The 14,803-nt window shown below is 46.8% G+C and carries 10 protein-coding genes; all 10 read left to right on the top strand.

What is annotated here, in order from left to right; translation table 11 throughout:
- Positions 1-406 precede the first annotated feature (406 nt).
- The gene (gene fni / locus ACQSGY_RS12425) at positions 407-1,474 is read left to right on the top strand and encodes a type 2 isopentenyl-diphosphate Delta-isomerase (protein WP_427052219.1); all 1,068 of its coding nucleotides are present in this window, start codon (positions 407-409) and stop codon (positions 1,472-1,474) included.
- Between the two features lie 972 nt (positions 1,475-2,446).
- Positions 2,447-5,746 (top strand): S-layer homology domain-containing protein, encoded by a 3,300-nt coding sequence (locus tag ACQSGY_RS12420; protein WP_427052094.1) that lies wholly within the window; start codon positions 2,447-2,449, stop codon positions 5,744-5,746.
- Between the two features lie 575 nt (positions 5,747-6,321).
- Positions 6,322-7,698, top strand: a complete 1,377-nt coding sequence (locus ACQSGY_RS12415; RefSeq protein WP_427052093.1) for a transcriptional regulator — start codon at positions 6,322-6,324, stop codon at positions 7,696-7,698.
- 248 nt (positions 7,699-7,946) lie between these two features.
- Positions 7,947-8,117: an aspartyl-phosphate phosphatase Spo0E family protein gene (locus ACQSGY_RS12410; protein ID WP_216518902.1), complete on the top strand. Its 171-nt coding sequence runs from the start codon at positions 7,947-7,949 to the stop codon at positions 8,115-8,117.
- Positions 8,118-8,321: 204 nt separating this feature from the next.
- A complete protein-coding gene (locus ACQSGY_RS12405) occupies positions 8,322-8,798 on the top strand; it encodes a GNAT family N-acetyltransferase (protein WP_427052092.1) in 477 nt (158 codons plus the stop codon).
- Positions 8,799-9,030: 232 nt separating this feature from the next.
- Complete coding sequence (gene ychF / locus ACQSGY_RS12400) at positions 9,031-10,131, top strand: redox-regulated ATPase YchF (RefSeq protein ID WP_216518906.1); 1,101 nt, start codon at positions 9,031-9,033, stop codon at positions 10,129-10,131.
- A 331-nt stretch (positions 10,132-10,462) separates the two neighbouring features.
- Positions 10,463-11,062 carry an SUKH-4 family immunity protein gene (locus tag ACQSGY_RS12395; RefSeq protein WP_427052091.1) on the top strand — a complete coding sequence of 200 codons (600 nt, stop codon included), beginning with the start codon at positions 10,463-10,465 and terminating at the stop codon, positions 11,060-11,062.
- Between the two features lie 360 nt (positions 11,063-11,422).
- Positions 11,423-12,490: a peptide chain release factor 1 gene (gene prfA, locus ACQSGY_RS12390; protein WP_111269058.1), complete on the top strand. Its 1,068-nt coding sequence runs from the start codon at positions 11,423-11,425 to the stop codon at positions 12,488-12,490.
- Between the two features lie 24 nt (positions 12,491-12,514).
- On the top strand, positions 12,515-13,405 hold the full coding sequence (gene prmC / locus ACQSGY_RS12385) for a peptide chain release factor N(5)-glutamine methyltransferase (RefSeq protein WP_427052218.1): 891 nt from the start codon (positions 12,515-12,517) through the stop codon (positions 13,403-13,405).
- A gap of 85 nt (positions 13,406-13,490) precedes the next feature.
- Positions 13,491-14,720 (top strand): FtsW/RodA/SpoVE family cell cycle protein, encoded by a 1,230-nt coding sequence (locus ACQSGY_RS12380; protein WP_216518910.1) that lies wholly within the window; start codon positions 13,491-13,493, stop codon positions 14,718-14,720.
- Positions 14,721-14,803 lie beyond the last annotated feature (83 nt).

The following is a 14,803-nucleotide window of genomic DNA, read 5'->3' as shown; positions in this document are numbered from 1 at the left end:
GAGTGCCTAGGAGTCCAGTAAGGTAGAGCAGTGTGCTTCGAGATTCCAATAAGTGAAGTAAGCTGCTGCTTTTGATCTTGAAGTGTAACCGTAAAAAGATGCCCCAAGTTGCCAATATGGCAGATCAAGACACCCCACAGCTGCAGATGATGCTCCAGGATTCCAACAGGGTCATTGATGAAACATGGACCTTGGAGCATCCTTTCAATAGGTGAACAGGAACGGTATACTGGATAGAGTTGTTTACATAGAAACAAGAGATACGGAGCAGGTAACGATAAGGCAGGTAGCAGGAAACGATGAAGCAGGAAACAACATGAAACGTAAAGCACGAAACTTGAAATATGAAAACAAAATTGCTGTCATTCCTGCCGATACACATCATTCTCACATAGGAGGTTACATCATGAATGAACAAGAACGAGCCGGCAAACGGCTGCTGCCCGAAGTGGCAACGGGAGAACGGAAGCTGGAGCACGTGCGCCTCTGTCTGGAGCAGAATGTGGCAGGAGAAGGCATAACGAGCGGGCTGGAGAAGTTTGCATTTCGGCATCACCCGCTGCCAGAGCTGGATTTTGAAGAGGTGCATCTGGACACTTCGTTCCTTGGCAAAAAAATGCGCACACCCCTGCTCATCAGCTCGATGACGGGTGGGAGCCAAACTACAGGCGCTATCAATGAGCGCCTGGCACGGGTAGCGAACGCCAGAGGCTGGGCGCTCGGGGTAGGCTCGATCCGGGCTGCCGTGGAACAGCCGGAGCTCGCGAGCACATTCGATGTCCGGCGCTGGGCACCGGATATCCCGGTCATCGCGAATCTGGGCGCGGTTCAGCTGAACTATGGCTTCAGCACAGCTGATTTCCAGCGTGCCGTGGAGATCGCTGGCGCGGATCTGCTCGTGCTGCATCTGAACACGCTGCAGGAGGTGTTCCAGCCGGAAGGCAATACCAACTTCAGCGGTCTGTACCAGCGGATCGAGAGCCTGTGCCGTGAACTGGAAGTGCCCGTCGGCGTCAAGGAGGTTGGCTTTGGCATCGATGGTGTGACGGCACAGCGCCTGTACGAAGCGGGCGTGGCATTCATCGATGTAGCCGGTGCGGGCGGGACAAGCTGGGTGCAGGTGGAGAAGTATCGCAACAATAACCCGGTACGCCGGGCAGCTGCGGAAGCTTTTGCTGATTGGGGCATTCCCACAGCCGAGTGCATTCAGGACGTGCGCGCGCTTAATCCAGAGGGGGCGCTGATTGGCAGTGGTGGACTGTACACGGGCGTGGACGCCGCCAAAGCGCTCGCTCTGGGTGCCGACCTCGCAGGCTTCGGCCGCTCGCTGCTCGAATCCGCCGTCACCTCCGACGAAGCTTTATCCGAGCGGCTGGAGCAGGTCGAATTCGAGCTGCTCACCGTTATGTTTGGCATCGGTGCAGGCAGCATTGCAGATGTGAAACGGACAGAACGTCTGGTGGCGCGGAGGTAGGATTGGTTTAGTTAGATTAGGTAATGGTGGTGCGCTGATTGGGCATGAAGATGACGGGGGCAAGGCGTGGCGCAGCGGGCCTGCCGAAGCATAATAGAAGCGGGATTTTGTGGACGTTGAGTAGTCGGAGTGGAGAAACAAAGGGTGGGTCATGCAGTCAAAGGCGCTAACGATTCCAGATAACCTTATTTCACTCTTGAAGCGGGTTTTAAAAATCTAACGATTCACAGAAGCGCTATTTGAGCAAAAACGCAGAAATTTTGGTGAAAATCCCGGTGTTTGGAGTAAATAAGGCTTCTGGAGATCGTTAGAATTTCAAAGTGACTCAAATGGGCTAAATAGCGTCTCTAGGAATCGTTAGAATTCGAGATGGAAATCAAGGGGCAGCATGAGCGAAGGACGGCCTTTCGCCTTTCATCCCAAGCTCGGGCTCGTGCATGGAGAAATGGAGGCTAGCTCGCCACCAAATTGAAAAGTAACTCAAGCCGAAGCATCGCCCCTGGATGAACGTTTGTTAATGAAGTTTGACTTGATAAACAATATGAACTAGCAGCCTTAGCATAATGAACGATCAACTCAAGCCCCTAACCAGGGCTTGAGTTTTTTTTACTTATTGGAGGGATAAGTTGCTGATCCTTCTAACAATTTAAGAGAGAGGGAGAGTACATTTTTTAGAATTGACTTTTAGTGTAAAGTATAATTTTTTATTGTTTGTTAATCCGTTACAGCTTATGATTAATGAGTCTAAAGTAATTATTTAGATTGTGTTATTAGGAAAATAGACTTATTTAATCAGGGTGTATTTAGTATTCATCTATTTGCGAGGGAGAGGATGGACGAAGTGGATTTTCAGGAGAGAGTTTTCTGAGAAAACAATGTAACTCATATTAAGAAGAAAGTAATACCCATAGTAATCCAGTGACTTTTATGTAGTGAGAAACAATAGTTTAATGCTAAGAGGGGATACATAATATGAAATTGAAGAGATGGTTAAGTGCGATGTTAGCTGCTCAATTTTTGCTAGGAAATGCACTGATTTGGGGAGAAGGGACAGCAAATGCAAGTTTGGTTACGGGAGGGAATACAGGCTCTACTCATTTTACTGCCGAGTCCTCCCGTTCCAACGAAAAGAACGAATCGTTCCAGCGCACTGCATCTGTGCAGTCTTCACCACCAGAAACAATAAATGAAACCGAGACTCGAACTGTTTTACCAAAGCCTAAAGTAACAGTAACCTCAACGGATAACTCCATTACGATAACATGGGATGAGGTTCCTGGAGCCGTAAATTATGGACTTTTAATTAATAGGGATAGCAGAGGTTTCATCCCGGAACGATCTTATACAATTACTAGAGCTACACCTGGCTATACATACAGGATTTCAGTTTTTGGCTATGACGGTACGAATTATGGTGAACAAGAACTGCTTTTTGTCAGGTTAAAGGAACCAGAACCGGTATATGACGATGCAGGGAGAATCGACTTTACGGGCAAACTTTCAGGGCAATTAGACCAGGTTATTCAAGAGGGGTTTACATTCGTAAACTGGGGGCTTGTCAACGCCAGTAGTATGAGTTTATTTTACAAATTCAATGGTATTGAGCAGGCCGAGGTTTACGTCAACGATGTTAAAAGCACGGAATTAAAAAACAATACAAGTTCAAGTGCGCGGATCAGCGGTCTGAAGCCAGGTGAGAAAAATATCATTCGACTCGCATGGGCAAGTCATGCAAATCCGACTCAAACAGATTCTCTGGAGTTTATTGTTACACCGCCTGCTGTAGACGCTTATACGTTAGGGGATTCGAAAGCAGCTTTTGGCTCTGTGGTGGATCTGAAACAGTTCGGCAAATGGTATCTTGTTGATAATCAAACACTGATCTCCCAGAATACCGTTTCAAAATATATTGATATTCAGGGTGAAACGGCAGTATGGAGAGTGGAAAGTTACTCCAATATAAACCCGGATAGTCTCGGTTATGAGATGGTTAAAATGAGGGCAGATAAACTAACTCCTTTTCACCTATTGTCATGGACAGCTAACGCGTATGACAATGGCGAGTACAACTACAGTTTCTCTTCCCCTATGGGCATAGTTACCAAGGACGATATGGAGAAATATACGGGTATCGTGCTAAGTGATCCTAAGGATGCGAATCGAATGGTTTCCAGTTTGGCTTTGGCTGATCCAAGTACATATGAGAGTGCATTTGGAAAATCGGGCAATCAGGGAGTTGCTTTTTCAGAGACGGCTTCCGACCCGCTTACATTTCCAGGCGGTCATATGAGCAATGTCGCGGCAGGAACGTTACAAAATTTTAAATATAAAGCTATATTAAAGTATAACGGTGAGTATAAAGGTCAAGGTACGGATGAAGATCCTTACGTTATTCCTACTTTGGCAAATGGGGAACCGGTGCCCCCGAAAGTTGTATTAGAGAAACCTGGGTATTTTGAAGCGAAAGTGGTAGGTAATGACTTGTATTTAGCATGGAAGTCTGTAGAAGGTGCTGAAGAATATGTACTGAAACGTGATGCGGAAATTATCTATGAAGGCCCGCTTTTGGAGTTTTTAGATGTCGGTGTAAATATAAATTCGGGGCATAAATATACGATCGTTGCTCGTAAGGGTGATGTATATGGTGAAGAAAAGGAGCATAAGGTTGCTAATACTATACACCTCTCCTATCCAGCCGACTTTCAAGTCGAGGCTCTCGATTCAACCAAAGTCAGACTTTCATGGCGTGCAGTAGACCAGGCAGAAGAGTATGTCATTACACGTAATGATCTGCCTTTGGCGGTGATCAAATCAACGACGTATGAGGATGTGAACTTAACACCAGATAGCACGTATACCTACAAAGTAATAGCTAAAAATGGAAATAATGAGAGCCCTCCCGCTGTCCAAAAGGTAAAAATGCCCAAGGTGACCGAGGACGTTGCTCCCAAAGGTCAGATTAAACTAAGAGTAAATCGCATATACGATGACAAAATAGATTTGCAGTGGAACATGGTTGAAGGCGCAACGCAGTATGAGGTTTACCAGGATCGGGTGAACAAAGTGTGGTCTGGCCATTCGAATACAATGATTGCCTATACTCTTCAGCCAGGGAGAACATATACGTATCACATTGTAGCCAGCAATAAATATGGGAAGATTGAATCCGGCATTCTTGAGGTGCAGACGGCAGGAGTACCTGTACCGATGAATGTCTCTCCAGTGAATGCACCAAATGCAACGATTGCGTTTGATTATCAGCCGATTGAAGGAGCCATTCATTATGTGGAGCGGAACCCACAGACCAAGTATGTTCCTTTAGGAAATGGAGTTTATCGCAAAACCTATCTGAACACCGCTACTGGAGAAACACGGGATGAGGGTATGGTTACTGCGGTTAATGGCCGATTGCAATTCAGTGAAACAGGCGTCGAGCCGAACAAATATTATGAATATAACATCATTGCTGTTCGTGTCAAGCCTGACGGATCGGAAGAGGTTATCGGAAAACAGACCGTTGCTGTGACAACACCCCCGGATGGAAGGGGAGCAACCGTATACGGAAATAATTACGATGTGCCGCCTTACTACAATCCTTACTATAATCCATATGCATACCCTTATCCGTACCAGGTTCCTTATTCAAATTCGAGTACAACTTCTGGAAAGAGCGAAAGTGTGACCATTGATACTCAGATTTTGCCTTCTAATAAGGGAAATCAGGGACCTGATGTTGGTTTTGCAGATATCGCCACAAGTTATGCCAAGGATGCAATCCTTGAACTGGCACAGAAGGGGATAGTAAAGGGTTATTCGGACGGAACGTTTGGTGCAAATGAGAAGGTGACAAGAGCGGAGTTTGCTATATTTTTAACGAGAGCCCTTGAATACAACACCAATGTACCGTATATCAACGAATTTACTGATGTTCAAACGAACAGCTGGTACTACAACGAGATCATGCCTTCGCTGCAGCATGGTATCCTTAAAGGGTTCAGTGATGGTACGCTCAGACCCAATGCTAACGTCACAAGAGAGCAGGCTTCAAGCATGATTGAAAATGTGATGAAGAAACAGGGCTATGTGCTGTCATCCTTCATACTTTATGAGGACAACGCAATGTTCTCCAATTGGGCAAGAAACAGCATTCATCTGGTTACACAAGAATCTGTGATGAAGGGCTACCCGGATCGCAAGTTTATGCCCAAAAAGCAGTTGACGAGACAAGAGGCTGCCATGATTATCTATAATCTGATGAAAAAAATAAGATAGATTCACGGTTGCGGGAGTAAGCTTCTCTCTGCATGGAGGAGCACATTAACACCGGAACGTATTACGGAAGAGTCACTATGGAAGAGTTCACTATGGAAGAATCATTACGAAAAGAATGGATTACGGTATAAAGCAAAAGCACCACACTACACTATAGAACAAACCGGACTCCATTCGTCCATTTTACAACTAAACACAAGCTAACGATTCCACAGAACCTTATTTCACCTTTGATGCGGGTTTTAAAAATCTAACGATTCACAGAAGCGCTATTTGGGCTAAAACGCAGAAATTTCGGTGAAAATCGGGGCATTTCAAGTAAATAAGGTTTCTGGAGATCGTTAGAATTTCAAAGTGACTCAAATGTGCTAAATAGCTTCTCTAGGAATCGTTAGAGATTGAAATTTAAAAGGTACTGATTGTTATTTTCCGCACAGACCTGCTCACTAATATGGGGCGGGTTTTTGTTTTGTATATAATAGTTAACAATCCCCAAGTAAATATTGATGATAATTACATAAATATTGTATGATTTCATTGATCGAGCTTAATTTTCATGGGAAGGCGGTGTCCCTTTGAACTCAAAAGCCACAATTTGTGAACATTTAGAACGATATTTGCAAAATAATCGGATGACCATTAATCGTTTTTCAGAGATTTCAGGTGTTAATTCCGGGACACTAAGCGGCACATTGAAAGGACTTCGTCCAATAGGCTTGAATCAGTTGGATCGGATTACTGCTGGAATGGGCTTACCTGAAGGCTACTTATATGAACTATACATACACGAATATTTAATTGATGCCAATCTGGATTGGCGAAGACTGAGGCCCTTTTTATATCGTTGTGCGGAATTGGGGCATGTCTCTTATATGGAGACGGCGGTCAGATACGTGGTTGATCATCTCTCGTATGTTCCCATGTTGTTTGAGCTGGCTGAACAGTTATATAGCGAGGGAAAGCTGGAGGCTTGCATACCTTTATACCGCTGTGTTGCCGAGAGTGAGAAGTTGCAGCATTCGGAGCGTCTGGCTTTAAGCCAGTACCGTTTGTTTTCCATTGGGCTTTCTAATGACCAGAGCAACAATTTGACATTAGCTACTCAATTCGAGCTATTTGTTCAACGGCTTGACGAACCTTACCAATTCGACGCACTGAATGACCTAATTAATGTGTACGCTTCCTTGCGCCGTTGGGACAAAGTGAAAGAGTTTGCTGATCAGTTACAGATCAAAGCTTTTATTCAATATGAGGCCAAGAAAACATTAAGAGAAGTGGAGACTAAAACCAAGAAGAAGATTGTATTTTATGCTTTGTATTCTTACCTTGCTCTTGCCGAGGTCAGTTATCAACATGGAAATTATGAAGAAACGCTTCAATATGTTTCAAAATACGCTGACTACAGCTGGATCAAAGATCCTACCGAAGAAGAAAAAATCGTAATTCTTCAATTTCAGGATTGGTCAGAAGGAAATAACTACTATTTTAGATTGTTGTCAGGTGAGACAGAGTTGATTCAAGATTATTTAAAGTATATCTCTGATCGAAAAAAAGAAGTATTCCCTGCACTATGCGCGATTGTGACCGCAGCGAATCGGTATAATATCAATATTGATTCTGTTCTTGATGAGTATCAGTCCTATCTGGTATACGAGGAGCAAAGCAGCCGCTTGGGAAAAATGAGCAAGCAATACACCAATGATCAATATGGTATTTTGCTGGCAGGACTGGGTACGTACTATTTAAGAAATAACGATTATGATAGAGGCGTAGGGTATATCCGTAAAGGCATGGAATTTGCAATTGAAAATATGAATAAGGATGGTCTGCTGGATTGCTTGGGGTTATTTGAGGATTTGCAGCACTATGCAACCGGACGGGGCGCTAAGCCAAGCGCAGAACAGCTTATTGAGAAAATTCAGAGATTATATAGTCCGAATGTTAAAGCGTAAAAAATCGAAAAGAAACTTAAGAATAACACCACCTAAGTAAAGACAGACTCTTATCACAGTTGACGAGAGGCAGGTTTCGCGTGGATACATCCTCAGCTTTCGAAATGCTCTTTGAATAGACAATCGTCACAGATTGTTCAGAGGCCTTTCGGGTAAAGGGTGTTTTTTTTGCGATCCTATGTTGGGGATTATTTGAATTTTTACTAATTAGCAGGATGTTCTAAAATGGTACAGCAGGGAGGGGTGTTATGGATCGTGACGAACTCAAACTGCGAATTGAAGAAGCAAGGCAGAAACTCCATCAATTAAAAACGGAGTACGGCGACCTTCTTCACCCTAAGGTCATCCACCAGTCCATGGTGCTGGACGAGCTGATTAATCGGTATAATCATGTTAAAAGGGTAAAGCCGATGGAATAACCCTTCGACCTCTGGGCGAGAAACTTTGGCCGGTCGCTCGCCCTTATATTTTAACATAAGTAGATATGGAAAAAAGAGAAATGCCTAACTTACATCATCAGGGTACAATACAATTAGGGTACAATAGACCAAGATCAATTAGCTGACCAATTATACATAAATATTACACCTAAGTGATCACACCCAGATGAGGAGGAATACAGCATGGAACTGTTGCCAATGAACGGAGAGCAATTTGCGAGTTTTCGCAGTCGTTCGATTGCAGATTTTGCAGAGGAAAAGGTAGAAGCAGGCACGTGGGCGCCGGAGGAGGCACTGGAACGGGCAGAGGAATCCTATGAGCGTTATTTGCCACAAGGTTTGGAGACGCCGGGGGCATACGTGTACAATCTGGTGCATCCGGTGGACGGCATTGTCGGGTACATCTGGTTTAATGTTACGGAAAATCGTCGCGGGAAAGAAGCCTTTTTGCTGGATATTGTGGTGGAAGAAGTACATCGCGGCAAAGGGTACGGCACTGAGACAATGGAAGCCCTTGAGCGGACAGCATGTAGTCTTGGGGTGGACCGCATTGGTCTGCATGTGTTTGGACATAATGTGCGGGCGAGCAGCCTGTATCGCAAAATGGGCTATGAAGTGACGGATTTGACGATGTATAAGGAGATCAAAGACATAGGCTAAGGTTGATCCTGCAACGCAAACGTATTTTTACTCGGGCTGAGTGAACGACTTTAAACATATGACTCGAATCAGAAGCACAATTAGACGTAGAAACCAAAGATTCACAGAATGAATGGCTGGTGATGGCTATGGCTAGGAATCAGCGAAGTTCCTTGATGCCTTGGGGTTTGTCATATATAATGGTTAGGATTATCCATACCGAACAAGTAATGAATGAGGAGTTGTCATATACATGGCTTTGAAAGCAGGAATAGTGGGGCTTCCGAACGTCGGGAAATCTACGTTGTTTAACGCAATTACACAAGCAGGTGCCGAGTCCGCGAACTATCCGTTTTGTACGATTGACCCGAACGTGGGGATCGTCGAAGTACCGGACGAGCGTTTGGACAAATTGACAGAACTGGTTGAACCGAAAAAAACGGTTCCTACTGCATTTGAATTCGTAGATATCGCAGGTCTGGTGCGTGGAGCTTCCAAAGGTGAAGGTCTGGGCAACAAGTTTCTTGCCCACATCCGTGAAGTGGATGCGATTGTACACGTGGTACGCTGCTTCGTAGATGAAAACATCACACACGTGGATGGCAAAATCGATCCGATCAGCGACATCCAGACGATTAACCTGGAGCTGATTCTGGCTGATATCGAGAGTGTGGAGAAAAAAATCGAACGCTCCAAGAAAAACATGAAGGGCGGCAACAAAACGGCTGCTCAAGAAGTTGAAGTATTGGAGAAAGTCAAAGCGGTTCTTTATGAAGATATGCCTGCACGCAGCATGGAGTTGTCGGATGAAGAGCGCCTGATCGTACGTGATCTGCACCTGCTTACGCTGAAGCCGGTTCTGTATGCTGCCAACGTGGCTGAGGACGAAATCGGTGACGTAGCGAACAATGCATATGTGCAAAAAGTTAGAGAGTTCGCTGCTGCTGAAAATGCAGAAGTGGTGCCAATCAGCGCAAAGGTTGAGGAAGAAATCTCCGAGCTGGAAGGCGAAGATAAACAAATGTTCCTGGAAGAGCTGGGTATTCAGGAATCCGGTCTGAACCTGTTGATCAAAGCGGCTTACAAGCTGCTTGGCCTGTACACGTACTTTACAGCAGGTGTACAAGAGGTTCGTGCGTGGACCATCCGTAAAGGAACAAAAGCACCAGGTGCAGCGGGTGTCATTCACACAGACTTCGAGCGCGGTTTCATTCGTGCAGAGGTTGTTTCTTATGAAGACCTGGTTGCAGCAGGTTCCATGAACGGCGCCAAAGAACGCGGTCAACTGCGTCTCGAAGGTAAAGAGTACGTGGTGAATGACGGCGACGTGATGCACTTCCGTTTCAACGTGTAATTTAAAGTTTAACTTATAGTCTAAATTTCAAGATGCAATCCGCCGGGTTAACGGAGACATAATTACAAGCTGAAAGCTTCCGATTACCAGATTAGATCACGATCTAAACAGGGATAATGGAACTTCGGACGGGATTATTTTTCGAAACGGTTTTGGATTAAAATAAAGAACGGCACTGCTCTCTGGTACAGAGAACGGTGCTGTTTTTGTTTGGTATTTTATTTAGCAGCAAGGGGTTAGATTTATGCTCATATGACTGCGTTTCCACTGGATTGTTTCCCCGTGATGGATATAATAAAAGAAAGAAGTATCTTCGGAGGAGGTGGCAAGAGTGGAGATTACGTCCCGATTGGTTCGATATAATCCTGAGCTTGTAGAGAAGGCAGGGTTGCCCGAAGAAACGCAGGAGTTATTGATTGGGTCCGGCTTGCCACAGTTCACCCTGGATGGTGAACCTGTACTTGGGATTAGGTTTAATCCTGTGTCGGATTGCGAGCTGGTACGTACATCGGATAATTCCAAAACGCTGCTACCCATCGGATATGAGTGGGATGAGAATACGGCTGCACTCGGACTGGAATCTGGAACGGGCATACTGTACAGAGTAGATGTGCAGACGGAAGAGTATGCAGTAATGAACAGCAGTCTGCACCTGTTTCTGGCGTTTCTGAACAGGTATACGGCAATCGTGAAGGAGCATTCCAAACCTGATGAGCCGAGTGTTATGACGCTGGAGCAAGCGCAAGCAAAGCTGGAAGCATTTCGACGTGGAGAGATTAAACCTCGTTCCCAGGTAAACGAGCAATTCAAAAAAGATGAAGCGGTGAAGCAGCTCCGTTTATTTTATACTGAAAAAGACCCTGTAAGTATGCTTGATGAGGAAACATGGTGGAGTGTTGTGCTGGAACAGTTGGAGGATGAATTGCTCTAGCTGTGAACTCTTGCTGTTCAGGAGCATAAGAATATGCTATAATAAAGAGTCGTATACCCATGGTAAACTGTTCGTTCTAATCGTTGAGATGGGACGGGGAGCTTCAGGAGGTAGACGATTTATTTATATCACTTTACAAGTAAAGGATTTGATGACGTTGTAGCGAGGTTATACGTCGATCATATAACACGGAAATGGAATGACATGCTGCGGTCAGGGGATTCGGTCAGAATCCTGAGTATTGTGGAATTTTGAATTATAGATATATGTGGTGCGAAAAGAATGAAGTATAGGTGTGCAAATGGAACGGTATGGAAATGCACATGTACGTGGACAAAATAAAACGTGAGGTGACTATACATGTTGGATAAATTGCAGGCGTTAGCCGATCGTTATGACAAGCTGAGCGAGCTTTTGTGTGACCCGGATGTAGCGAGCGATAACAAAAAGCTGCGTGAGTATTCCAAGGAGCAATCCGATCTTCAGCCGACCTATGATGCGTACAATGAGTACAAACAGGTGAGCGAGGATCTGGAAGCGGCAAAGGAAATGCAAAATGAGAAGCTGGATGACGAGATGCGCGAGATGGTCAAGATGGAGATCGAAGAGCTGTCTGCTCGCCAGAAAGAGCTGGATGAACTGATTCGTGTGCTTATGCTGCCGAAGGACCCGAATGACGACAAAAACGTCATTGTGGAGATTCGCGGTGCGGCTGGCGGTGATGAGGCGGCATTGTTTGCGGCTGATTTGTACCGCATGTACACACGTTATGCGGATGCACAAGGCTGGAAAGTCGAGCTGATGGATGTGAATACGAACGACCTCGGCGGGTTCAAAGAGGTTGTGTTCATGATCAACGGACGCGGTGCGTACAGTAAAATGAAATACGAGAGCGGTGCACACCGTGTGCAGCGTATTCCAACGACGGAATCCGGCGGACGGATTCACACGTCGACTTCAACGGTTGCGGTCATGCCGGAAGCGGAAGATTTTGATATCGAAATTCATGATAAAGACATTCGTGTAGATACGTTCTGCTCCAGTGGGGCAGGCGGACAATCGGTTAATACAACGAAATCGGCGGTACGGGTAACTCACGTGCCAACAGGTATCGTAGCGACATGTCAGGATGGGAAATCGCAGAACTCCAACAAGGAAAAAGCGCTGCAAGTGCTGCGCACACGTATCTTTGATATGAAACGTATGGAAGAAGAAGCGAAAATCTCGGTAGAACGTAAAAGCAAAGTGGGCACAGGGGATCGCAGTGAGCGGATCCGTACGTACAACTTCCCGCAAAGCCGTGTTACCGATCACCGCATCGGTCTGACCATGCACAAGCTGGATCAGGTGATGAACGGGGAGATTGAAGAAATTCTGTCTGCACTGACGATTGCACAGCAGGCAGAAATGATGGAAAGAGGAGAATAATCTGTGACGCGCGCGCAGTTTGTGATGACGCCGGAGCAGAGTTGCCGGGAAGCCTTTGTCGAGGCTTCCTCTTTTTTGGAGAAGTGCGGCGTGTACGAGCCGCACAATAATGCCCGGCTGCTGCTGGAGCACGTACTGGGCGTCTATGGCGCCCGGTACTACATGATGCAGCCGGAGCCGTTCCCCGGCGAGCTGCGCAGCCGCTGGGAAGACGCCGTCACGCGCAAGGCTGCGGGTGAGCCGGCGCAGTACATTATCGGCAGCCAGGAATTTTACGGGCTGCCGTTCGAGGTCACGCCGGCCGTGCTGATTCCGCGGCCGGAGACCGAGCTGCTGGTCGAGGCTGTGCTGCGCGCAGCGGACCGCGTGTTTGCCGGCGGCGGCGATGCGGTGCGCGCCGTCGATATTGGCACGGGCAGCGGCGCCATCGCGGTAACGATGGCTTCGCTTCGCCCGCAGTGGCAGGTGGCCGCCGGGGACCTCTCGGCGGATGCCCTGCAGGTGGCCGCGTGCAACGCGGCCGCGAACGGCGTACAGATCGACTTCCGCGAAGGCGATCTGCTGGCCCCGTTCGCCGGGGAGCGGTTGGACATCCTGGTGTCCAACCCGCCCTACATCCCGGCGGGCGATATCGCCGGGCTGCAGCAGGAGGTGCGCGATCATGAGCCGCGCCTCGCACTGGATGGCGGTCCGGACGGGCTGGCCCCGTACCGCATCATGCTGGAGCAGCTGCGGCTGCTGCCCGCGCCGCCGCAGGTGATCGGTTTCGAGCTGGGCATGGGGCAGGCTCGGGACGTGGCGGCACTGCTGGAATCGGCGGGGCACTGGCCCGAGATTATTATCGTTCCCGATCTTGCCGGAATTGAGCGGCATGTCCTGGGTGTTCGACTTTCGGAACAGATGACAAAAATGTAAGGCGCGTAAGTTTTCTTTTTGCCGTGAAATCCTCTACAATGGGGTATGCCGAAGATTTTCTGAATGCTTGGGGGAACATAATTACATGCTGCACAAATTCAAAAAGATCGACTACTCCATCGTTTTTATACTTTTGATCCTGATGGTCATTAGTATTTTGTCCATTCATAGCACAACGTTTGGCCGTCCCAAGCTGGGAGGACTTACACAAAGTGCGGTTCTTTATTATATTTTAGGGTTTATCGTGTTTTTTGCACTATCCATGATCAACTATAAGTTTATTCTGAAAAACTATTTGTATATTTACGGCGTAGGCATGCTGCTGCTTGTCTTTGTCATGTTTTTTGGTAAAGAGTATTATGGCGCCAAAGGCTGGCTATCCATCATGGGTGTAAGCTTGCAGCCTGCCGAGTTATTCAAGCTGTGCCTTATCGTTTTTTTATCCGCTATACTGGCGCGGAAGAAAAATCGGCCGCTGTATTTCGGGCGTGATGTGATTCCGATCTCGCTCTGCGTGTTGCCGCCGCTGCTGCTTGTGCTGCTGCAAAACGACCTGGGGAACGCCTTGAGTTATATTATTATCCTCATCGGACTGTTGTGGATTGGCAATATCAAGTTTATGCACGCTTTTATCGGCTTTATTATTGCGGTCGTGGCTTTTGTCGGCGGGATTCAGGCTTATATTCACTATCATGATGAAATTGTAAAATTTCTGAAGGACATTGGCCGTTCGCACTGGGCGGATCGGTTCGACCCGTGGCTGGTGCCTGATCAGACGTCGAGAGACGTATTGTGGCAGACGTATAATGCCAAGCTTGCGATTGGCTCGGGTGGCATCACAGGTAAAGGCTACATGGAAGGCACAACGATTCAATCCAACCGTGTACCACTTGCTTATGCGGACTCGATCTTTGTGCAGATCGGAGAAGAGTTTGGTTTTATCGGTGCCTCGGTGCTGCTGCTGCTGTACTTCATTCTGATTCACAGGATGGTTCTGATTGCACTGGAGTGTAAGGATCGCGCGGGACCTTATCTGATTGTCGGGGTCATTGCGATGCTGCTGTATCAGATATTCGTAAACATCGGTCCATTCATCGGTCTGATGCCGCTGACAGGTATTACACTTCCGTTTATCAGCTCGGGAGGAACCTCGATCATGATCAACATGATCAGTATGGGTATTGCGATGAGTATCAAGGTGCATACGGAGGAGAACGAGGACATTCTCGGATCGGCGGAACAACCGAGCATTACGGAACTCGTAATGAAACTCTTCAGACGCAAGCCCGCTCAGCAAGAACAGACGGAACAGTGAATATGAAGGCCAGCATTCGGCGTTTGAATTCACAGTGAGGCTTGTCTGCAAGTCCACGCTCGAAAATAGTTCGTTAAATAATC

Origin of the sequence: Paenibacillus sp. TC-CSREp1 (assembly GCF_050171015.1) — a bacterium.
GTDB classification, from domain to species: Bacteria; Bacillota; Bacilli; order Paenibacillales; family Paenibacillaceae; genus Paenibacillus; species Paenibacillus silvae.
Note: the sequence above shows the minus strand (reverse complement) of the source record. Positions and strands in the feature narration are given on the sequence as shown.

Excerpts from the sequence above, each read along its gene's own strand:
- fni (WP_427052219.1), top strand. The coding sequence starts at position 407 with ATGAATGAACAAGAACGAGCCGGCAAACGGCTGCTGCCCGAAGTGGCA.
- ACQSGY_RS12420 (WP_427052094.1), top strand. The coding sequence starts at position 2,447 with ATGAAATTGAAGAGATGGTTAAGTGCGATGTTAGCTGCTCAATTTTTG.
- ACQSGY_RS12410 (WP_216518902.1), top strand. The coding sequence starts at position 7,947 with ATGGATCGTGACGAACTCAAACTGCGAATTGAAGAAGCAAGGCAGAAA.
- ACQSGY_RS12405 (WP_427052092.1), top strand. The coding sequence starts at position 8,322 with ATGGAACTGTTGCCAATGAACGGAGAGCAATTTGCGAGTTTTCGCAGT.
- ychF (WP_216518906.1), top strand. The coding sequence starts at position 9,031 with ATGGCTTTGAAAGCAGGAATAGTGGGGCTTCCGAACGTCGGGAAATCT.
- prfA (WP_111269058.1), top strand. The coding sequence starts at position 11,423 with ATGTTGGATAAATTGCAGGCGTTAGCCGATCGTTATGACAAGCTGAGC.
- prmC (WP_427052218.1), top strand. The coding sequence starts at position 12,515 with ATGACGCCGGAGCAGAGTTGCCGGGAAGCCTTTGTCGAGGCTTCCTCT.
- ACQSGY_RS12380 (WP_216518910.1), top strand. The coding sequence starts at position 13,491 with ATGCTGCACAAATTCAAAAAGATCGACTACTCCATCGTTTTTATACTT.